General features: G+C 37.7%; 19 protein-coding genes. 11 read left to right on the forward strand and 8 right to left on the reverse strand.

Annotated features, from left to right (window positions below):
* Positions 1-33 precede the first annotated feature (33 nt).
* The 3 genes from AY601_RS13520 (at position 34) to AY601_RS13525 (ending at position 2,439) form a co-directional block, all read left to right on the forward strand.
* Positions 34-1,563 (forward strand): ATP-binding protein, encoded by a 1,530-nt coding sequence (locus tag AY601_RS13520; RefSeq protein WP_068401958.1) that lies wholly within the window; start codon positions 34-36, stop codon positions 1,561-1,563.
* A gap of 147 nt (positions 1,564-1,710) precedes the next feature.
* Positions 1,711-1,872 (forward strand): lmo0937 family membrane protein, encoded by a 162-nt coding sequence (locus AY601_RS25720; protein ID WP_157287919.1) that lies wholly within the window; start codon positions 1,711-1,713, stop codon positions 1,870-1,872.
* Positions 1,873-1,974: 102 nt separating this feature from the next.
* Positions 1,975-2,439, forward strand: coding sequence for a ferritin-like domain-containing protein (locus AY601_RS13525; RefSeq protein WP_068401960.1), 465 nt, complete (start codon positions 1,975-1,977; stop codon positions 2,437-2,439).
* 148 nt (positions 2,440-2,587) lie between these two features.
* On the opposite strand, the gene AY601_RS13530 is transcribed toward AY601_RS13525, so the two are convergent.
* Complete coding sequence (locus AY601_RS13530) at positions 2,588-2,944, reverse strand: winged helix-turn-helix transcriptional regulator (protein ID WP_068401962.1); 357 nt, start codon at positions 2,942-2,944, stop codon at positions 2,588-2,590.
* Between the two features lie 164 nt (positions 2,945-3,108).
* Between AY601_RS13530 and AY601_RS13535 the strand changes: the two genes are divergently transcribed.
* The 3 genes from AY601_RS13535 to AY601_RS13545 all read left to right on the forward strand — a co-directional run bounded on the left by AY601_RS13535 (position 3,109) and on the right by AY601_RS13545 (position 5,596).
* A complete protein-coding gene (locus tag AY601_RS13535) occupies positions 3,109-3,639 on the forward strand; it encodes an NAD(P)H-dependent oxidoreductase (RefSeq protein WP_068401964.1) in 531 nt (176 codons plus the stop codon).
* Between the two features lie 75 nt (positions 3,640-3,714).
* Entirely contained in the window at positions 3,715-4,266 is a 552-nt protein-coding gene (locus tag AY601_RS13540) for a hypothetical protein (protein ID WP_068407532.1), read from the forward strand.
* A gap of 85 nt (positions 4,267-4,351) precedes the next feature.
* On the forward strand, positions 4,352-5,596 hold the full coding sequence (locus AY601_RS13545; RefSeq protein WP_068401966.1) for a PQQ-dependent sugar dehydrogenase: 1,245 nt from the start codon (positions 4,352-4,354) through the stop codon (positions 5,594-5,596).
* An 80-nt stretch (positions 5,597-5,676) separates the two neighbouring features.
* Here AY601_RS13545 and AY601_RS13550 read toward each other — a convergent pair whose 3' ends face one another.
* Entirely contained in the window at positions 5,677-7,905 is a 2,229-nt protein-coding gene (locus AY601_RS13550) for a S9 family peptidase (RefSeq protein WP_068401968.1), read from the reverse strand.
* A 676-nt stretch (positions 7,906-8,581) separates the two neighbouring features.
* A complete protein-coding gene (locus AY601_RS13560; RefSeq protein ID WP_068401972.1) occupies positions 8,582-9,448 on the reverse strand; it encodes a DUF808 domain-containing protein in 867 nt (288 codons plus the stop codon).
* 236 nt (positions 9,449-9,684) lie between these two features.
* Between AY601_RS13560 and AY601_RS13565 the strand changes: the two genes are divergently transcribed.
* Together AY601_RS13565 and AY601_RS13570 are read left to right on the forward strand one after the other, a co-directional pair.
* Positions 9,685-10,503: an AraC family transcriptional regulator gene (locus AY601_RS13565; RefSeq protein ID WP_068401974.1), complete on the forward strand. Its 819-nt coding sequence runs from the start codon at positions 9,685-9,687 to the stop codon at positions 10,501-10,503.
* A gap of 40 nt (positions 10,504-10,543) precedes the next feature.
* A complete protein-coding gene (locus AY601_RS13570) occupies positions 10,544-12,115 on the forward strand; it encodes an FAD-dependent monooxygenase (protein ID WP_068401976.1) in 1,572 nt (523 codons plus the stop codon).
* 45 nt (positions 12,116-12,160) lie between these two features.
* Here the strand turns inward: AY601_RS13570 and AY601_RS13575 are convergent, their stop codons facing one another.
* Positions 12,161-12,622, reverse strand: a complete 462-nt coding sequence (locus AY601_RS13575) for a DinB family protein (protein WP_068401978.1) — start codon at positions 12,620-12,622, stop codon at positions 12,161-12,163.
* A gap of 143 nt (positions 12,623-12,765) precedes the next feature.
* Here AY601_RS13575 and AY601_RS13580 point away from each other — a divergent pair, with 143 nt between their 5' ends.
* Positions 12,766-13,962 (forward strand): serine hydrolase domain-containing protein, encoded by a 1,197-nt coding sequence (locus AY601_RS13580; protein ID WP_068401980.1) that lies wholly within the window; start codon positions 12,766-12,768, stop codon positions 13,960-13,962.
* 52 nt (positions 13,963-14,014) lie between these two features.
* On the opposite strand, the gene AY601_RS13585 is transcribed toward AY601_RS13580, so the two are convergent.
* Entirely contained in the window at positions 14,015-16,156 is a 2,142-nt protein-coding gene (locus AY601_RS13585; RefSeq protein WP_068401982.1) for a glycoside hydrolase family 97 protein, read from the reverse strand.
* A 345-nt stretch (positions 16,157-16,501) separates the two neighbouring features.
* Here AY601_RS13585 and AY601_RS13590 point away from each other — a divergent pair, with 345 nt between their 5' ends.
* Complete coding sequence (locus tag AY601_RS13590) at positions 16,502-16,810, forward strand: hypothetical protein (RefSeq protein WP_157287920.1); 309 nt, start codon at positions 16,502-16,504, stop codon at positions 16,808-16,810.
* Positions 16,811-16,849: 39 nt separating this feature from the next.
* Entirely contained in the window at positions 16,850-19,309 is a 2,460-nt protein-coding gene (locus tag AY601_RS13595; protein WP_084359254.1) for an outer membrane beta-barrel family protein, read from the forward strand.
* Positions 19,310-19,435: 126 nt separating this feature from the next.
* Here AY601_RS13595 and AY601_RS13600 read toward each other — a convergent pair whose 3' ends face one another.
* The 3 genes from AY601_RS13600 to AY601_RS13610 all read right to left on the reverse strand — a co-directional run bounded on the left by AY601_RS13600 (position 19,436) and on the right by AY601_RS13610 (position 21,278).
* Positions 19,436-19,849 (reverse strand): hypothetical protein, encoded by a 414-nt coding sequence (locus AY601_RS13600; protein ID WP_068401988.1) that lies wholly within the window; start codon positions 19,847-19,849, stop codon positions 19,436-19,438.
* Entirely contained in the window at positions 19,836-20,399 is a 564-nt protein-coding gene (locus tag AY601_RS13605; RefSeq protein ID WP_068401990.1) for an RNA polymerase sigma factor, read from the reverse strand. Before AY601_RS13605 ends, AY601_RS13600 begins: the two co-directional genes overlap by 14 nt.
* Before the next feature lie 174 nt (positions 20,400-20,573).
* Complete coding sequence (locus AY601_RS13610) at positions 20,574-21,278, reverse strand: thioesterase II family protein (protein WP_068401992.1); 705 nt, start codon at positions 21,276-21,278, stop codon at positions 20,574-20,576.
* Positions 21,279-21,285 lie beyond the last annotated feature (7 nt).

The following is a 21,285-nucleotide window of genomic DNA, read 5'->3' on the forward strand; positions in this document are numbered from 1 at the left end:
ATTCTCTCCGTTTAATTTTTACGTCGTATTATAATGGCACCAAATCTTAAAATACTTATTCTTGAAGACAACGAAAGTGATGCTGATCTGCTTAAACGCGAGTTAAAAAAATCGGGATTGAACTTTACGGCAGAAGTTGTACAAACACGTTCAACATTTGAAAATGCACTGGACAATTTTGATCCTGATTTGATCTTATCGGATTATTCACTCCCCTCTTTTGATGCAGCTGAGGCTTTCCAAATCAAACATAATAAACATCCTGATATTCCATTTATCATCATTTCTGGTACAATTGGAGAAGAGAATGCGGTGGAGCTGATTAAGGCTGGAGTGACTGACTATATTTCTAAAAGTAAGCTATTTACATTATCTACGAAGATCAACAGGGCATTAAATGATATGCAGGCCCGTAAAGAAAAATTAATTACGGATGAAAAATTAAAATTTATCAATCAGGAGCTTTTAGAGCTGAACCAGGAATTAGAAGCACGGGTTGCGCATCGTACTGAAGCATTAGCAGAAAGTGAAAGCCGGTTCAGGAGTATGATGGAGACCATTCCCCAAATTGCCTGGACAAATACAATTAAGGGAGAAGTCGTTTTCTACAATCAGCGATGGTATGATTATACTGGGTTCAATGACCAGCAAACAAGTGCTCTGGGGTTTAAGGCAGTAGTCCACCCTGATGACCTGAAGATTGGCTTTGACCAGTTCAGTTCTATTCTTAAAACTGGTAATGGTGGTGAATTCCAAATTCGTGTAAAACGGGCAGATGAGCTTTACAGATGGCACCTGATCCGGTTAATGCCAATCATGGATCAACAAGGCTTAATGCAACTTTGGGTAGGTACGGCCACCGATATACAGGAACTCAGGTTACTGCAACAGTATAAAGATGATTTCATTATTATTGCGAGCCACGAGCTTAAGACACCAATAACCAGTTTAAGAGGTTCTCTTCAGTTTTTAGATAGAATTAAGGATAATCCTCCTTCAGGTGCACTTTCTAAGCTTATCGTACAAGCAAACAGAGGTTTGGAAAAAGTAAATACGCTTATAGAAGATCTGCTGAATTCAAGTATGGCTAATCAGGGCCAGCTTCATATCCGTCAGCATCATTTTAATCTTTCTGAAGTCATTAAAGACTGTTATCAGGATATAATCAAGGATGGTTCCTACACGGTTAATGTGGAAGGGGACATGCAGGTGGAGGTCTTTGCTGACCACGTTAGAATTGAACAGATCGTGGTTAATTTCATCAATAATGCGATAAAATATGCGCCTGAATCAAAGGAAATACGCATCTGCATCGACAAAAAAGATGGTATAGTCAAAGTTTCCGTAATAGATCAGGGTCCTGGTATACCTCCTGAAAAACTCCGCTATGTTTTTGACCGTTATTACCGTGCAGAAAGTTCGGGAAGCCATTATACTGGCCTGGGCCTTGGTCTTTACATTTGCTCAGAAATTATCAAAAAACATCATGGACAGATTGGTGCTGAAAGTGAATTAGGTAAAGGCAGTACTTTCTGGTTTACATTACCTGCTGAATCTATTTGATTTCATCGCTTTTATATTAAATTATCGATTCAAAGCAAAAATGTAAAACATTTAGTGCACCCCTATGTTTAATCAATCCGTCGGCTTTATTCCTCTAAATAAAAGAACTGGATACGCTATGACGGATTAAACTTATTAAACAAACTTATGGGAAATCTACTTTACCTCGTCGCCGTAATATTAATTTTATTATGGATTTTTGGATTCTTTTTTAACGGTTTTGGGCCAGGTGCAGGTGGCTTAATACATGTGCTTTTGGTAATTGCCGTAATTGCAATTATACTCAAAGTAATTAACAGAGCATCTTAATCAGATCGCAGGGATTATTTCGATCTGTAAAAAAGTTAATCGACTTTTTTTAAAACTAACACAGCATTATGTTGTTCTTCTAATTCAAAAACAAATACTACTATGAGCGTATCAGAAAAAACAATAGCAACTTTAAACGATCTTACAGAAATCAACAATGACCGTGTAGCGGGATTTGAAAAAGCAGTTGCAGACATCAACGATGAGAACATCGATTTGAAAGCAGTATTCTTAAAGTACAGCGAGCAAAGCCGCAAATTCAGCCAGGAACTTACTGCAATTGTAGCAGGTTACGGCGAAGAAGTAGAAACTGGTAATAGTGTATCAGGTACTTTACACCGTGCGTGGATAGATGTAAAGTCTTTATTTGGCGGTAGTGATCGTGCAAGTATTCTTTCAGAAGCTGAAAGAGGTGAAGATGCAATTAAAGCAGCTTACAAAGTGGCACTTGAAGAGGGAGAATTAAGTGCAGAGGCTTTAGAAACTGTGACCAGACAAGCTGGAGATATTAAATCTGCACATGATGCAATTAAGGTTCTTCGTGATGCAGCGAAAGCAATGAGCTAGGCTTCATATATTTTAAATAAAAAGCTGCTTAATAGACTTGCTCCCAAATAGTGTCTAACTTTTTGGGAGAAGTCTATTAAGTGGCTTTTTTATTTTAAGCGGAATTTTCACTGCGCTATTACGTTTAATTTCTTTACTTAAAATGTTACTATAAATCTTTTCTTTCTATTATACTTTTTAGCTGCGGTGCAAATTCTAATCCCCATTTATCTACAGCTGAGACTAATGGTAATATAGATTTTCCCGATTCGGTTAGAAAGTATTCCACTCTTAGCGGGACTTCGGCATAAATAGTTTTTCCCAAAACTCCATGTAATTCCAATTCACTTAGTTGCTTTTGGAGAACTCGTTTGGTAATCCCCTTTACAGCATTGACCAGATCTCTGGGACGTGTTGCCCCTTTTGCAATTTCATCAAGTAAACAAAATTTCCATTTAGAACCTACCACTTCCATAGCTACACTGAGGCCACATTCATAATCGATTGGAATTTTTTTTTGATACATCGGCTTAATTAGATTTTTAGTGCCATAAAAGTAAACAAATAGAGAGTTTAATGGATGGTGATTAATTGATCACTGAGTGATTAATTAGCCTCTTATTGATGAACTCTTTTATAAGGTCCACTTTTGTCCCGGCAACTTTAAATATGTTAACATAAAATTTTAAGATGAAAACTCTAGTCATTGTCATCCATCCAGATCCTGAAAATTCAGTAGTTAACAAACGGTGGATGGAAGAATTAAAAAAATATCCCAAAAAGTATACCTTGCATGTGCTGCATAGTTTATACCCGGATGAGCATATTGATATCAAAGCAGAACAGCTATTATTAGAGGCTCATGACCGGATTATCTTCCAATTTCCTTTTTACTGGTTCAATTGTCCACCACTTTTCAAGAAATGGCTGGATGTCGTATTCACCCATGGTTGGGCATATGGTACAGGTAGCACTTATAAGCTAACCGGAAAAAAAATTGCTTTAAGCATTTCGGCAGGTATAAATGCAGAAGATTATCATGCATCCGGAAGGTATAAATATACATTGGAACAATTGACTGCACCATTTGAAATTACTTTTAGTTATATAAAGGCCGATTACAGGCCCCTCTTCGCTTTCTATGGAACAGAGCATCAAGCCACTACAGAAAGGATAGAGAAAAGTACGACGGAATATATTTCCTTCATTGAAGCATTGTAAAAAAAACAGATACTTTGTTCTGATCTCTGCTCTGGCATGAAAGTGGTGTACCTATTGTTATCAAATCAAAAAACAATGAAATTACCATCGTTGAAGGACATCAGTTTTAGAAAAGTAAAAAAAGATGCAAAGAAAGGCTTTAATAATCTTGCCGAAGGTGGGTTTAAGCAGATTTTCAACCAGATTGATCAATTGAATATTAAGAAAGGTGTAGACAGCATGGGAATTGATAAATTTATCAATCAGTGTGCATTACTGGCAGCTGGCTCTGGTTTGATCACTGGTGTGGGCGGGATTGGAACGATGTTGATCGGTACTCCTTTAGATGTGATCAATATCATTGCTCAGCAGTTCAGAGTAACACTGGCTATTTCTTATCATCGGACGGGTAGCTATAAAATCAGTTTCGATCATTTTTTTAAGATTGTGGCATCATCTGTTAAGGCGGATACGAAACTGGCTATCAGTAAAAATGTAATGGAGGAGGTTGCAGAGAAAATCCTGATGGGTTTAGGTTCCAAAGCAAGCCGCAGATTGGTGCCAGTGGTTGGTGGTGTGATTGGAGGGACTGTCAATTACTTGTTTATTAAAGGTGTAGCAAAGGAATTGAAAGAAAAGGGGAATTAATCCTTTAGAACAACCAACAGTTTATTTTATCTACGCTAAAAAAAATTGTAGATTTAAGTAGTTTACACACTTAATATTTATTTTCATGATGCAATCTTCTTATAAAAGAATTCCTGCTCTTTGTGCTGTTCTGCTGCCAGTCCTGTTTGTTTGTAATAGCAGTTTTGCACAAGCCGTAAAAAGCAAACCTGCAGGTAGTCTGCTTCCGCCTGTAGAAACACAGCCGGCCAATTCAAAATACAAACCTGCTTTTACCGGACAGACGCGAATTGCTGGTGTAAAGACCAAAACACCTTTTACTGTATCGTTATTAAATAAGACATTAGCGCATCCCTGGGGAATCTGTCTATTACCTGATGGACGCTTTTTAATCTCTGAAAAAATGGGGACAATGTCCATTGTCACAACCGCCGGGAAAGTAGTAAAGAAAATAACTGGTTTACCTGCTGTAGTACCTGATGGACAAGGAGGTTTACTTGATGTAAATATTGATCCACAGTTTTCTACCAATAAAATGGTTTACTGGGCTTATGCAGAGCAAGCTGAGGGAGGTAGTTTATTGGCTATTGCCAAAGGAAAATTAGCAGCAGATGAAAGTAAAATAGAAAATACAGAGGTGATATATCGTGCTACACCAGTCTATAAAGGAAGTCTTCAATTCGGCTCCCGTATCGTATTTGATAAAAACGGTAACTTGTTTGTAAGTACTGGTGAGCGTTCAGGAGCTGATATCCGAATGCAGGCGCAGTCGCTGAATGCAGCTATTGGAAAGATCATTCATATTACAAAAAATGGAAAAGCTGTTCCAGGCGGGCCCTTTGCTAAAACACCCAATGCAAGACCTGAAATTTATGCGTATGGTCTTCGTAACCCTGAAGGTTTAGCAATAAATCCTGCAACAGGTGAATTATGGGAGTCAGAATTCGGACCAAGAGGTGGTGATGAAATCAACATTATTCGTCCTGGAAAAAATTACGGATGGCCTGTAGTCACCTATGGTATCGAGTATAGTGGTGAAAAAGTGGGGGCCGGTATTCAGCAGAAAGCAGGTATTCAGCAACCTGTTTATTATTGGGATCCTGTGGTTTCGCCAGCAGGAATTGCTTTTTACAATAGCAATGTGATTCCTGAATGGAAAGGTAATCTGTTTGTAGGCGGTCTGAGTAGTATGCATATTGCCAGATTAGTAATTAAAAACAATAAAATAGTTGGTGAAGAGCGGTTATTGAAAAGTGAAGGAGAACGTTTTAGGGCAGTTGCTGTGGGCAAGGATGGTGCGTTATATGCCATCACTGATAGTGGTAGATTTTACAGAGTCGCAAAAAAATAACATAAGCGCGCTCTGCAAGTGGACTTTCCCAAAACGTTACAAACTTTATGGGAAAGTCCACTTGCAGAGCGCGCTTTAATTTATGATTTGGGAACCGTAATATTTGGAATCCAATTCCATTCTGGTGGCTCTACTCCCAGTAAGTGTTTTACAAAGAAATCGCGTCGCTTATGCTCGCCATAATCACCACCTAAAGAATGTCCCATTCCTGGAACTAGCAAGAAATCGAAGTTCTTATTAGCCTTGATTAGTTTATTGACCACCTGCATAGTGGAGGATGGATCAACATTTTCATCAAGCTCTCCCAGAATTAATAACAGCTTTCCCTGAAGATTGGCTGCATGTTCAACATTTGAGGATTCGGCATATTGGGGTCCTACCGGATACCCCATCCATTGCTCATTCCACCAAAGTTTATCCATCCGGTTGTCGTGACAGCCTGAGGAGGACACGGCAACTTTATAAAATTCAGGATGAAAAAGCAGTGCCCCCATAGAACTTTGCCCGCCTGCAGAACTACCAAAGATTCCTACTCTGCTGGCATCTATATAAGGATATTGTTTTGCGGCAGCCTTGATAAAAGCAATACGATCGGGAAAGCCTCCATCTTTTAGATTTTGCCAGCACACGTCATGAAATTTTTTGGAACGATTAGAAGTCCCCATTCCATCACACTGCACTACAATAAATCCAAGTTCTGCCAGCTCATGCAGTCCAAGTATATTATCGGCAGCAAAATTCTTAGGTACAAAAGAATCATGGGGACCAGCATAAATATATTCTATAACAGGATATTTTTTAGCAGGATCGAAATTTCGTGGTCTGATGATCATCCCCCAGATAGCTGTTTCGCCATCCCGTCCTTTTGCGCTAAAAGATTCCGGAAATCTCCATCCTGTTTTTAAGAGTGCACTGATATCGGCCTTCTCTAATTCCTTGATTACTTTTCCTGTTTTAACAGCTCTCAATACTGTAGTGGCAGGCTCATCAATTCTCGAATAAACATCAATAAATATAGAATAGTCTTCATTAAAAGTAGCAGAATGATTCCCATTCTCCCAGGTCAGCTTCTTTAAGCCTGTACCGTCCAGATTGATTTGATAGTACTGAATAAAATAGGGATCCTGGCCTTTTTCCATTCCGCTTCCCTCGAAGATTATATTCCGTTCTTTTTCATTGACCTTAATTACCCTTCTCACCACCCAATTACCTTTGGTAATCTGGTTTTTCAATTTCCCGTTTCCATCAAATAAGTAGAGCTGATTCCATCCGTCTCTTTCAGATGCCCAAATAATCTCTTTACCATCAGCCAGATCGTACCTGTATTTTTTACGGCTATAGTTGAAAAACGTATTGCTCTGCTCGTGGATAAGCGCCCTTGTTTCTCCTGAAGTATTGACTTCCATCACCATATATTTTTGATGTCCTCTTTTATTGTATTCATAAGTGAAAGCCCGGCTGTCATTGCGCCATACAGGTTCGGTTAAGCTAAACTGTTCATTGATAGCAGAATTATTGACTGGGATCTGCTTCTTAGTGTCAACAAGAAATAAACAAGGTATATACTGATCAAGTGTATCTCCCGGTTTTGGATAGGCTCTTTGCCGTAATTTCGGCTGCAATTGATCTGCCGGCGAAGATTCAATGAGGTAGGTTAACCTTTGTTTAGCTGTATTTACTTTGTAGGCCGCAATCTTTTTTGAATCAGGGGACCAGGCCATATATGGTGAATAAGAGTTTCCTTCTGATCCATCTGTACTTAGCTGATATTCCTTTGTTTGATCGGCCGCCGGACTAATATAGAGATTGAATTTTTTAATGTAGCCGATCCACTTTTGATCGGGAGATTTGGTCCTGCCGGAATCGGTATGTTGTGGGACATCAATATTTTGTTTACAAGTATAGGTATTGAGTTCACAAATCCAGGAAGCTCTTTGATAAGTGAAGTGAAGTTCTTTTCCGTTACTGCTCATGAGAAGCCTTGTTATTGGCAGGTCGGTTGCACTAATTTTATCTTTTGATACTTCAGAAAGGGCTGCAGCAAACTTTTCCCGATCAAAAGCCGGACTTTTATGTTGTTCTTTTGTATCAACGACCAGGAATTCGAGTCCTTGTGGTGTTCTCCTGGAATAAAAGAATTTTTGTAACTCAGCTAACCACTGAATGTTTTCAGGAGTGTAATATGTCTTTTTTTGCATGAGCCCGTTCAGAGCTTCTGCATTATGATAATCAACTAATTTACCCTGGGCATAAGCATAAATATTTATAAAAATTAAAAGTGCCGCTGGTACTACATACTTAAATTTCATCTTCAAAAGTTAGCCTGTTTAATTGTATAACTAAATTTATAGTTTATTTATTAAATAATAACTCTTAATCTTGATAAAAACTCAAGTACTCAGTCCTGCTGATAAATAAATGCCCTTCTAAAATGAGGTTGGTACTTACTTTATTGCCTGGTACCGCTCATCCGCAAGCCTGTTCTTTGCTCCATCTCTTCGTATTTTAAAGGATCCTACAGCAGATAGTGCTTCGAATTAGATTCTAATTTGTGGAAGCATCAACCTTCTGCTTAACTAAAAAATCCTCATTACGATTGATAAAGAGTTTTTTTTAGTTGCAATCGGAAATTTAATTTTTCAGAAACCATTCTGTTGTAGCTTTAACTGCTTCTTCATAAGATCTTGGTGTATAGTTGAAAGGTTTCTCAAATTTGGCCGAGCTGAAATGAAATGGAAATTCAATAACATAAGGGCAATTTCAATACGTACCCGCCCTTTTTTACTTGATGGAAAATAGGGCGTTTTTTCAGTCATTGCCCCGTTTACTCTACCATACATTAATCACAATAACCAGGATGGCGATAAAATAAAATAGCTTTTTCATTGCTTTGATTTATTTGTTGAAACAAATTAGCTTAGCTTACCCGGTAATAATTTTAAGAAAAAGAGAGGAATGGTCATCCTGATAATGACACTGATTGAGTTAGTTTTTGAATAGTGAAACTACTTTTTTACTGCCTGTAATAATTGCAACCGCAACTATTCCTGCAAGTAAACCAATAACAAACTCTTTAATTATCGGTGCTATTGAAGGAAGTAAATGGTGTATATATTCAATATTATGAACGAAAATGCCACCAGAAACCAAGATCAAAGCAATTGTTCCAACTACAGCCAGAATCCTGATTATCATAGGAAGAGATTTAACCAGCAAAAGTCCCAAACTTGCAATGAACCCTTTTTCATTGGAACTCTTGATTAGTTTGTAGCCAACATCATCCATTCTTACAATAAGCGCAACTATACCATATACACCAATTGTTGCCAACAACGCGACAATTGAAACTGTTAGAATCTGTACTGTTATATTTTCTTGTAAAACAGTCCCCAATGCAATAATTACAATCTCTACAGATAGGATGAAATCGGTTGTTACCGCAGATCTGATTTTTGCCTTTTCAGGATCACTATCGTCTTGTTTAGTTGTAGCTGCTACTTCATGGCCTGCTTTCGAGCGATGAAAAAAGTATTCGATGATTTTTTCAACTCCCTCATAGGCCAGATAAAATCCTCCTAAAACCAGGATAATTTTAATCGCAACCGGAAAAAATGCATTTAGCAATAGCGCGATAGGAACAATTATAAGCTTGTTAACTAATGATCCTTTAGTGATTTTCCAAAGAACAGGTAATTCACGGGAAGCTAGAAAGCCTGTAGCTTTTTCTGCGTTCACAGCTAAATCATCACCCAAAATACCAGCAGTTTTTCTAGCCGCTATTTTAGCTGTGACTGCAACATCGTCCATTAAAGCAGCAATATCATCTAAAATTGCAAAAATACCTGAAGCCATATTATTTTATTTATAGGAATGCAATAATATGAATACGATTTTGTTTTATCCCCAGGTTTTGTTCAAAAAATATTTGACAAAATAGCAATTCTATCTTCCTGTTTGAAATATCAGTTACTGCCATATCCTTTTTCAGTTACAAAAGTAGCTACCTTTACTATCCGAATGCTAGCACTTCCTGTTGGAGTTGGGGACTTTCGCATTGTGAAGTTATTGGAACATAATTATCTTTAAAAATGCAGCATCAAGAATTTGAACCTCCTGAGGAACTAAAGGATACTATAAAGTGCTTTTGGCATAATAAAAAAGACTTCGGAGAGCTGGAATCGAGCTTTGAAGTATTGCCTGATGGCTATGCTGAAATTATTTTTTATTTCGGAACCATTTCAAGCATCTCTTATGATGAAGGCTTGCAGCCATTGCCATCACCTTTCATCATGGGGCTGCTTAATCAGCCTGTCCCTTTTTACACTAAAAACCGTTTAGAAATCATTGGGATCAGGTGTTTTCCCTGGACGGTATTTGATTTACTCGGATTGCCATCTGGTAAAGACGGCTTGCGTATAATTGAACACCCTATTGCCCAGCTTCAGCCGCTATTGAATAAGTGGATTCGTGCTGAAAGAATAGATCAAGTACTGGCTGTGGTCAAACAGTATTTCCTGGAGGCAAGGTCACGGATCTCAGCCGATAGTATGCTATCTAAAGCGGGAATTGCGATGAGAGAAGCAAGTGGTACCATGCCGGTAAGCCAAGTAGCCGCAGCTGCTCATGCGACCGTGCGCACGCTAGAAAGGAATTTTAAGCAATCTTCTGGCTATACGGTTAAAGATGTGTCTGGTCTGATACGCTTTGAGCAGGTACGAAACCAGCTATGGCATTATCCGGATTCCAATATTGCAGGCTTAGCGCATGAACTGGGTTATACGGATCAATCTCACCTAAGCAAGGAATTCAAGCGTTATAGTGGTTCTACACCAGCAGCATTCGCACGCAAAGCAAAACAAGGCAAACAATTTACAAGCAGCGATTTTGTCGCATTTTTACAAGTCTGATACAGGAGCATTATAGAATTTTGTATTTCAATAATTTGATATGAAAACTATAATTGAAAACGATCAATCAGCTCAAAATAATTCTATACACGATGTAGTCATTTCCGGCGCAGGTCCGGTAGGTCTGTTTCTCGCCTGTGAGTTGGCAATGGCCAAATGTTCAGTCCTGATACTAGAAAAGGCAGCGCATCCGGACTCCCCTTTAAAACAGCTTCCTTTCGGGATCCGCGGACTCTCGGTACCTACTATTGAAGCGCTTTACCGCCGTGATTTACTAAAAGAACTGGAATTGCATAAACGCGTTAAAAATCCGCATAAAACTTCAACTCCTGTACAAGGGACACCTCGTCAGGCAGGACACTTTGCTGGCATTCCATTTTTTGAAGATAATATTGATACTTCACAGTGGAAATATCGCCTGTCAAGCTCCACCGACACCAGTTTAATTTCCGAAATGGAAGAACTTGAAAAGGTCCTCAATCGCCGCGCAGCATCGCTGGGTGTAGAGATCAGGCACGGGCTTGCCATTACTGGCTTTCATCAAACTGTAGATGGGGTAACTGTTCAGTCAGGTGACCAATCTTTTCAAAGCAAATGGCTGGTAGGTTGCGATGGAAGCCGTAGTGCTGTTCGTAAAGCGGGAGGTTTTGAATTTACTGGTACAGAGCCGGAATTTACCGGCTACACTACTCAACTTGACATTGCCGACCCGGAGAAGCTTAGTCCTGGACGAAATGTAACATCAACAGGGATGTACATGCAATCCCAGCCAGGTTATGTATTAATCCAGGATTTTGATGCCGGTGCTTTTCATAATTCAGGAAAGCCAATTACGCTGGAACACTTACAAGAAGTACTCCGCCGTGTTTCGAATACTGATGTTACTATCAAGACCTTGCACCTTGCAACCACCTGGACTGACCGGGCAAGACAAGCTACGAATTACCGCAACGGAAGGGTATTTTTAGCTGGTGATGCCGCACATATTCACTCACCACTGGGTGGCCAGGGGCTTAACCTTGGTTTAGGAGATGCGATGAACCTGGGCTGGAAGCTTGCTGCAGCCATCCAGAACAGAGCTCCTAAAGGTTTGCTGGATAGTTACCAAACCGAACGCCATCCAATTGGAGTACAGGTACTGGATTGGTCCCGCGCTCAGGTTGCCATCATGAAACCAGACCCAGCTGCCCGTGCACTGCATGCTATTGTACGGAACCTTATAGCTACAAGAGATGGTGCTACTTATTTTGCAGGTCGGGTATGGGGTATTAATACGCATTATATGCTAAGTAGTGACCATCCGTTAACTGGCCATAGCGTTCCTAACTTCGAATTCAAAGACAATACAACAATTGGTGAGTTCATGCGCGATGGACTTGGGATACTGCTGGATTTTGAGGAGAACGCTTCACTTAAAACTTTAGCAAAAGAATATACCAACCAGATCAAATATATTTCAGGCAGTGTAAAAGAGCAGTTAGCACTAAGTGCTGTACTCATACGGCCTGATGGGATTATAGCCTGGGCTACTGATAAAAGCCAAGAAGACTACAGTGATCTCCAAGAGGCTGCCGCTCGCTGGTTTATTGCTGATCCGGTAATCATGTCTTAAAAAAGCCAGAATCATAATCTCTGTGTAGAACAGGGAGGAAAATGATTATCTCCATGCCCCTAGTAAACGCCTGATAACTATAATTTCAGCAGTATGATAAGCTGTATGATCGGCAATTTGAAGTGCTTCACGCAGAATGCTTTGTCCATTTCCATGTGGAATGGGTTCATATAGATCACACTGTTCCACCAATTCAATAAATTCATTTAAGTCATCGGCAATTTGTTTCAAAGTTTTATCCCAGGTATTTTTATCTGCGGGAGAATTTTCTTTTGGCCAATATTCATCGGGCCATTTTGGCGATTTATGATTGCCATCTTTACTAAATTCCAGCATATCCCATTGAGCAATTCTGATGTGTTCAACAAGCTGCCAGATACTATAAGGTAAACCGTAAGGCTTTTCGCCAAGCAGTGCAAAAGGAATATCTGCTGTAGCATCTTTTATACTCACATGGGCACCGCCGCTGATTAATAGTTTTCTAAGTTCTTCAGTTAAGAGTTCCATTTGATCAAGTTAAATGTTCATTATATTTTATAAACCAATAGAAATACTACAATCCATAGTGAATAAAGTTTTTTTCGTAATAATCTTCGTAATTAGAGTAACTTACTTTCAGCTAATTTTATGAGCCAACCAGACCAATTAGGATGAAAAAATGGAAACAGTTAATTATTGGAAGCACGTTACTTTGCGTTTGTACACAGCTTGTTCATGGGCAGTCCAAATTTGACACGCTTACTACATCACTGGCACAAATAGTTAAAAAAGAAAGTTTAACCGGTATGTCTGTAGTATTGGTTAATTCAAAGAAAATCGTGTACGAGCACAACTTTGGCTATGCTGATGTAGCAAAAAAGACCAAATATTCAGCGCAAACTATACAGGTTATTGGTTCTGTGAGTAAAACTTTTCTTGCAATTGCCTTAATGAAAGCAGTGGAGTTAGGCTATTTCAACTTAGAAACCAAGATCAACGAGATACTCCCTTTCAAAGTAATCAACCCCGGTTATCCAACGGCCGGTATTACGGTAAGAGAATTGAGTAACCATAGCTCCAGTATTCTTGATAATCCTGCAATTTTCCCCGACACCTACCAATTTGATGAAGAATTTGCGGCATATGATATTCCGGCATACAAAGTATTGCAAGATATGGGCTATCGTAAAAAGGTTAGCAGCACTTCACTCAAAGCGTTCTTACAAGACTACCTTTCGGGCAATGGAAAATATTATAATACGAATAATTTTGCTGATAGCGAGCCGGGCAGTTCATCTCATTACAGCAATATTGGATCTGCGCTCGCAGCCTATCTGATTGAGATAAAATCAGGAATGACTTATGCTGATTTTACAAAAAAATATATTTTAAAGCCACTTAAGATGGAGAATTCCAGTTGGTTTTTAAATGCTCAAAAGTTAAATCAATACGCCAGACATTATTATGATCTTGAGCAATCCTTTCCATTTTATGAATGCCTCACTTATCCTGACGGTGGGCTCAGAACCAACACAATTGATCTGAGCAAATATCTGATAGCCCTGATTAATGGTTATCATGGTAACCAAAGTCTTTTAAGCAAAAAGTCTTACCAAACGATGTTCACACCGCAATTTTCAAAAGACAATCCGCCCAAGGGTATTAGTTTAGCTAATCGGAATAAAGGTATATTCTGGAACCTTTATAACAATGGCACTATTGGCCATGACGGCGATGATCCCGGAGTGAGTTCTTTTCTTTTTTTTAACCCTGCGACAAATCAGGGAGGCGTATTTTTGTGTGACCGGTATTTAGCTGATAAATCAGAAATCATCGCTTTACTTGTAAAGTATACTAATGATATTTAAAGTTAGTTGTACAATTACAAGTAAGGCGATGAGTTAAGCAGTTATCTAATAACTATAGTTTTTTCAATCCTTTAACAGTTGCCTGGTTAGCTATTTTAAAGCTGATCGCATAACCACCACCCGGAGCACAAAGCTGAGCTAGTTTTGATTTATTAGTTACCAATACCTTACGGACAGTATAAGCCTGGGGATTAGTTTTATAATGTGCATCCTTTGCATCAGCATAAATAGTAGCCTCATAAGTTCTACCAGGTGCCAGGAAGCTGAAAGAGATGTTGGATATACGTGAATTATCACCATTTACACTTCCTGCAAACCACTGTCCGGTCCCCTTTGCCATACGCGCAACAGTTATATACTGGCCAGGTTCTGCTTCCAGATATTGACTATCATCCCAATCCACTGCTACGTCTTTAATAAATTGAAAAGCGTCAGGAAATCTTTCATAATTCTCAGGTAAATCGGCTGCCATCTGCAACGGACTGTACATGGTTAAATAAAGTGCAAGCTGATTAGCAATCGTACTATTTACATGAGAATGATTAGCTGGGTTGAGCTTGCTGATATCCATTTCAAAAATTCCAGGTGTATAATCCATTGGTCCACCGATCAAACGTGTAAATGGAAGTACAGTAACATGATTTGGTTTAGATCCACCAAAAGCTTGATATTCTGTACCTCTTGCAGACTCATTACCAATCAGGTTAGGATAAGTACGTGCAATACCTGTTGGGCGGACTGCTTCGTGCGCATTGACCATTATCTTATATTCTGCAGCTTTTTCCAATGCATACTGATAATGGTTTATTAGCCACTGGCTATAATGATTTTCGCCTCTTGGCAGAATATTGCCTACATAACCGCTTTTAACTGCATCATAACCATTAGCTTTCATAAATTTATAAGCTGTATCAATATGACGTTCATAGTTACGTACTGAACCTGAGGTTTCATGATGCATAATCATTTTTATACCTTTAGACTTGGCGTAGTCTCTGATTTCAGACACATTAAAATCTGGATAAGGGGTAACAAAGTCAAATACATAATCCTTTGAGTGGCCATACCAGTCTTCCCAGCCTTCATTCCAGCCTTCAACCAGGACACCACCAAAACCATTTTTAGCAGCAAAATCAATATATTTTTTGACATTAGTAGTGTTTGCACCATGTTTGCCATTTGGTCTGGCTTTTGAATAATCAGTAATACCTAGCTGTACTGACGGGTACTCATCGGTATAAGCCCAGGTAGACTTTCCGGTAATCATTTCCCACCATACACCAACGTATTTGATTGGTTTAATCCATGACGTATCCTCTATCTTACCCGGATCATTCAGGTTATACGTCATTTTTGAAGCCAGAATATCACGAGCATCATCACTGACCATAACGGTACGCCATGGCGAATTAGCTGGCGCCTGCATATATCCCTTATCTCCTTTTACGTCTGGTGTAAGCCATGATTCAAAAATCATGTTTTTATCATCCAGATTCAGGTGCATACAAGCATAATTAATCAGCGCAGCTTCATGCAAATTTATATATAATCCATTACTGGTTTTCATCATTAAAGAAGTCTGCACACCAGTTGGAGAAAAGGAAGTCTGAGAAAGATTTTCTTTTCTGTTTTTTGCAGCCAGGCTTCTTATTTCAGAAAGTTTTGAAGTCGTATAATCATATTCTTGCGTATCATAATCTCCAGCTATCCAGAATGCAGTATGATCTCCTGCCATTGCAAATTGTGTTTTTTCTTCTTTGACTATAAAATATGTCAGATTTTTCTGTGCCGGGAATTCGTAACGAAATCCTAAACCTTCGTTAAACATTCTGAAACGGATAATCATTATCCTGTTTGTTTCTTTCTGAGTCAAGGTAACAGCTAATTCATTATAGTGGTTACGGATAGTTTTTACCTCACCCCAAACTGGTTTCCAATTTTCATCAAAAGAGGAAGTTTTAGTATCAGTTACAGTAAAGTCTGATAGTAAAGATTTTTTATCATCTTTAAGCTCCAGTCCGAGCTTACTTGGCTTAATTACATCTTTATTTTTATAGACCAGGCTGTAACGCGGTTTACCACCGTCTTCCAATGCAAAAGTCATGGTCAGTTTTCCATCCGGAGATTTGAGTTGCTGGGCTTTGGCAATAGTTAAGCAGCCACATAAACACGCTATTAAAATTAGCTTCTTCATATTATATATTGTTGTTATTACTAGATTTTCTGAGCCTTGATGGTTTTATGATTTGGTTGATTTTACGAATATAGTTATCAAAACCATTTTCCTCATCAATCTTGCTTAAAATGGATTGCATCACCTTCAATAAATTACCTGCTGTTAATTTTGCTGCAACCAAATTATCAGGTCTGATCAGTAAGGCTTCATCATTTATAGTATTATTCCTGGCTCTCCAATAATATTTCGCTATTTACTGCAACCTAAACTTAATAGCAATTGTCTACTTAGAAAAACACTTACACTATGTTATATAAAATTGCACCCTTCGTAATGATTATAATGACCACTTGGATAACTTCAATGGCAATAATTCAATTATTGAAATATCGGATCAAAAGAAAGATAGTCGATGCCAGATTGACCGATCAAAGTCTTATTAAAGCTATATTAGAAGATACCCAGGGACATAAAGAAAGACAACAAAACTTGATAAAATGGATTTTTCTGACCTTGTTTGGCGGAATGGGTTTAATTGCTCAGGAATTCCTGCCTTACAGTATGGAAGAATCAGTATTGCCTTATGGCGTAATCGTCATATTCTTGTCTATAGGCCTCATATTAAATTATCTTCTAAACGAGCATCTTTCAAAAAGCCGCAAAGATTCTTAAAAAGAAATTTCCAATTAAATCCAACATCAAAAATCTACCATGAAAATACTCGGATATTCTCTTATTTCGTGCATACTATTTTGTTATCTGTCATTTTGTACTATAAAAGCAGCTGCACAATCACAGCCATCAACAGAAATAAGCGGTAAAATAACAACCATTACTAATGAAGCTTTACCCTTTGCTAGCTTGATGCTATTCAATGCAACTGATTCAAAACTTGTCAAAGGAGCTGTAACCGATGGTTCCGGAGCGTTTATTATTGGAAACGTGAGCCCAGGAAATTACTATATTTCCGGGAGCGTGTTGGGATACAAAACTTACAAGTCTGAAATATTCACGCTTGCTCCAGAAGAAAAAAAGGTATTAGGCATTATTCAATTGCAAACGGAAAATAAACAATTGCAAACTGTAACAGTCACCGCTCAAAAACCATTGATAGAAAGCAAAATGGACAAGGTCGTAATGAATGTTGAGAATAGTATACTGGCTACTGGTAACACAGCGATGGACATTTTACAAAAAGCGCCTGGTGTAACCATAGATAATGGGGTGATTAGTTTGGTTGGTAAAACCAACGTGATGGTCTTAATTAACGACAAGCAAACTTATCTGTCAACAGAACAACTGAAAGACCTCTTAAACTCTTTGCAATCAAATACGATCCAATCTATTGAGCTAATGACAAACCCTTCCGCACAATATGATGCTGCCGGAAATGCTGGGATCATCAATATCAGGATTAAGAAAAATGATAGTTTTGGAACCAATGCAGATGTAAATATTGGTTACGGTCAGGGAATATACAGAAAAACAAATGGGGGTATAACTGTGAACCACAGAAGTAAAATTCTCAATATTTTTGCGAATTATAATTATTCAGATCGCGAGGATTTTAGTTCAATAGATGTTAACAGATCTGTATTATCTTCAGGAACTTCAACTTTTTTCCAGTCTTCATCTTTAGAGAAATTCCGTTACAAGAACCATAGTTTTAAGGTAGGGGGAGATATAAATATATCTCCAAGAAGCGTTTTAGGGTTTGTGGTTGATGGATATCTTTGGCATGGAGACTCCAGGTTGGCGGGTACAACCAGGGTTGGCCCACAGCCAGGAGTTGTGGATTCCAGTATTGTAGCATTGAATACTGGTTCATTCCCTGCTAATTATTTTAATTATGATGTAAATTACAAATTAAGATTAGACACAGTTGGCACAGAGTTGACATTTAGTGGTGATTATTCCACCTCAACAAGGAAAGAAGCTTTCTATTTTAACAATCAATTTTTAGATGAAAACCAAAATGAATACAGACCAGACTATAACTTTAGAAATCTGGCTCCACAAAAAATAGATATCTATGTTGGTAAAGCAGACTTCAGACACCCTTTCAGTAAATCTTCAAGACTTGATGCCGGATTCAAATACAGTGCAATAACAATTGATAACGTTCTTAAATATGATATACTTCAAAATGATGGCAGTTACCTTAATGACGAAAGACGAAGCAATCAGTTTATTTATGATGAAAAAATCGGAGCTGCCTATGCAAATTACAATACCCAAATAGGATCCTATTCAATCCAGGCTGGACTTCGGGTAGAAAGAACCTCATCCAGGGGGAACCTGGTGACGGGTGGAAGTATTGTAGAAAAATCATACACAGATCTATTTCCAACATTATTCCTTCAGAAAAAGATAGACAATTCGAATGCGATTACAGCTAGTTATGGAAGAAGGATTGGCAGGCCTGACTACGCATCACTAAATCCTTTTGTTTACTATATTGATCAATATACTCTTCGTTACGGAAATCCTTTCCTAAAACCTCAGTATACTAATTCTTATAAGATTGGATACAGGTTCAAAAACAAGTACACAGTGGATTTAAGCTATAGTAAGACCAAAGATGGCATCGCTGTTATATTTGTACCAGATACTAAAACAAAGACGATCGCCCAAACAGATGCAAATCTGAATTCAATTAATTCTTATTCACTTAATATTAATGCTCCTGTCACGTTTACCAATTGGTGGCGCAGTTATAATAATGTCACACTTTTTTATAATCAATACAATTCAGATGTAATTGAAGGGGCACAACTTCAACTTGAAAAACTGGCATGGCAGGCTAGTTCGAACCACACCTTTACAATTGACAATAAAACTTCAGCAGAGCTGAGTGGAAAATATGTTTCTCCAAATGTTTATGGTGTATTTAATATAAAATCCTATTATGGAATTGACCTTGGATTAAGACGGGCATTTCTCTCTAATAAGATGAGTGTTAAATTGGCTGTAAATGATGTTTTCAAAACGGTTGGTAAGAGAACTAGTTTTAGTAACCTACCCAATAATAGTTATACGTTTGACAGGAACTATGACAGCAGAGTTGTTCGCCTGAGCATCTCATACAAATTTGGTAATATCAAACTAAAATCAACCGATAAAAATGGTAGTAGTGCGGAAGAGGAAAAAAGCAGGTTAAATAAACTCTGATTTATCGGCTCAGATCATCTCAGATTTAATCAAAAAAAACGCAAATCATATGATTTGCTTTTTTTTGATTAAATCTTAAATAAGATCCCCCATAATAAGAGCAATTACAAGCGTAAATCTGATAGGTTAAATATTAACTTTACTTAACTTTTTTTCTACAATATTAAATGCAATTATACCAGCTATTCCAAGGACAATAAATCCTTTGAACCTATCAATAATATTCCAGGCTGGTGCAAAGGCATCTTTAAAAATAAAGAAGATTGAAATCATGGTCAGGATGCCAATCAAAGAAACAACTCCTAATAGCCAATAAAACATAATATCACTTGTTTTTTTCTTTTCCATCTCAATACGCCTCAAGACATTTGCTTTAAATGAAATAGAAAGATGCTCAACAGGTTCTTTAGCTAATTGGTCATAAATTAATTCATAGGCCTTTAAATCTTCTATATTTGTCATTTCATAGGAAACATCTGCTATCCCTTTCATTTTTTTGTCAAGAATTTCCTGAATTCTAAAATCTTCATCTTTCTTCATAATCCTCTTTTAATTGATGTGTAATTTTATCCTTGAGCATCTTACGCGCCCTAAATAAGTAATTTTTTATAGTACCCTGGGGCATACCTGTAGTTTCACCGATTTCTTCAATTGAAAATTCTTCTAAATGATATAACGTTAATACCACCCGGTAATTTTCTGGTAATTGGCCGATCAATTTATTAATATATTCTGCGGTACTTTTTTTGACTAATAGTTCCTCCGGGTCGTCCTGATCTGTTTCAAGATTCCAAAAATCCTCAGGATAATCCTCAGTAAAATCTCTTTTACTTTTCTTTAAATGATTGAGGGCTGTAAAATAGGTTATTCTTGCAATCCATGTAGATAATTTTGATTCATATTTAAAAGTTCCTATACTTTTGTGAATTTTCACGAACACCTCTTGACACACATCTTCTGCATCCATTTGTTCTGGAACGATCTTTTTAGTAATATGAAAAATCAAATTCTGATATTTATCTACTAATCGTGAAAATGCGTTAGCATCTCCTTTGATTATTAGCATTATAATTTTATGTTCTTCGTCCATGGACATATTTAAATAGACAATATCAAAGTGGATTAGGTTACAATAAAAGTCAAAATATTTGACTTATTTTTTTGACAATACAAATACTGCAAGAACAATTTTTCATTAGGGTTAAACCATCGATTATCAAGGCTTAAACCAGATAATGGAGCTAAAAGATTCAACCCTAATGCGCTATTGAATCAGGGCATGGTTAATAATGTCAAAAATCTTTTCATTTTCATTGTGAATAAAGAAATGACCTCCATTGAAATAAATAATATTACAAATGTTTGAAGTTGTTTTACTCCATTCGTGGCATTGTTGAGCAGTCAAATCATCTTTTTTTCCCAGCATAACAGTTATCTCTCCATTATAGAGCCTTTTATCTTTCTTAAAATCATATGTTTCTGCCAATTTGAAATCATTCCTTAATAGCGGAAGAAATAGTTTCTCAAATTCTATATGCTCGAAAATTCCGGCAGGAGTTCCTCCCAGTTGTATTATTTCTTTCTTGAAATCTTCCGTATCCAATAAATGATAGATAACTTTCTTTTTATTCTCTATGTGTGGTGCACTTTTACCAGAGTAGAAAACATGTTTTGGGTCCGGAAGGTTATTAATCCCTATTTTCTGAACGAGTTCGAAAGCAATTAATGCACCAAGACTATGTCCGAAAAATGCATATGGGTTATGAACTACATCATTATATATTTGATGGTAAACGTCATTAACGAGTTCTTCAAAATCTTTATACAAAGGTTCATTAAATCTTGTTCCCCGGCCAGACAACTCAATAGGTACTACTTCGATTGCTGGGTTCAGACTCTTTATCCAGTGGTGATACACCTGAGCTGATCCACCAGCATAAGGGAAACAGAATAGTTTAATTTTGGTCATTGCAGAT

It is taken from the genome of Pedobacter cryoconitis (assembly GCF_001590605.1).
GTDB lineage: Bacteria > Bacteroidota > Bacteroidia > Sphingobacteriales > Sphingobacteriaceae > Pedobacter > Pedobacter cryoconitis_A.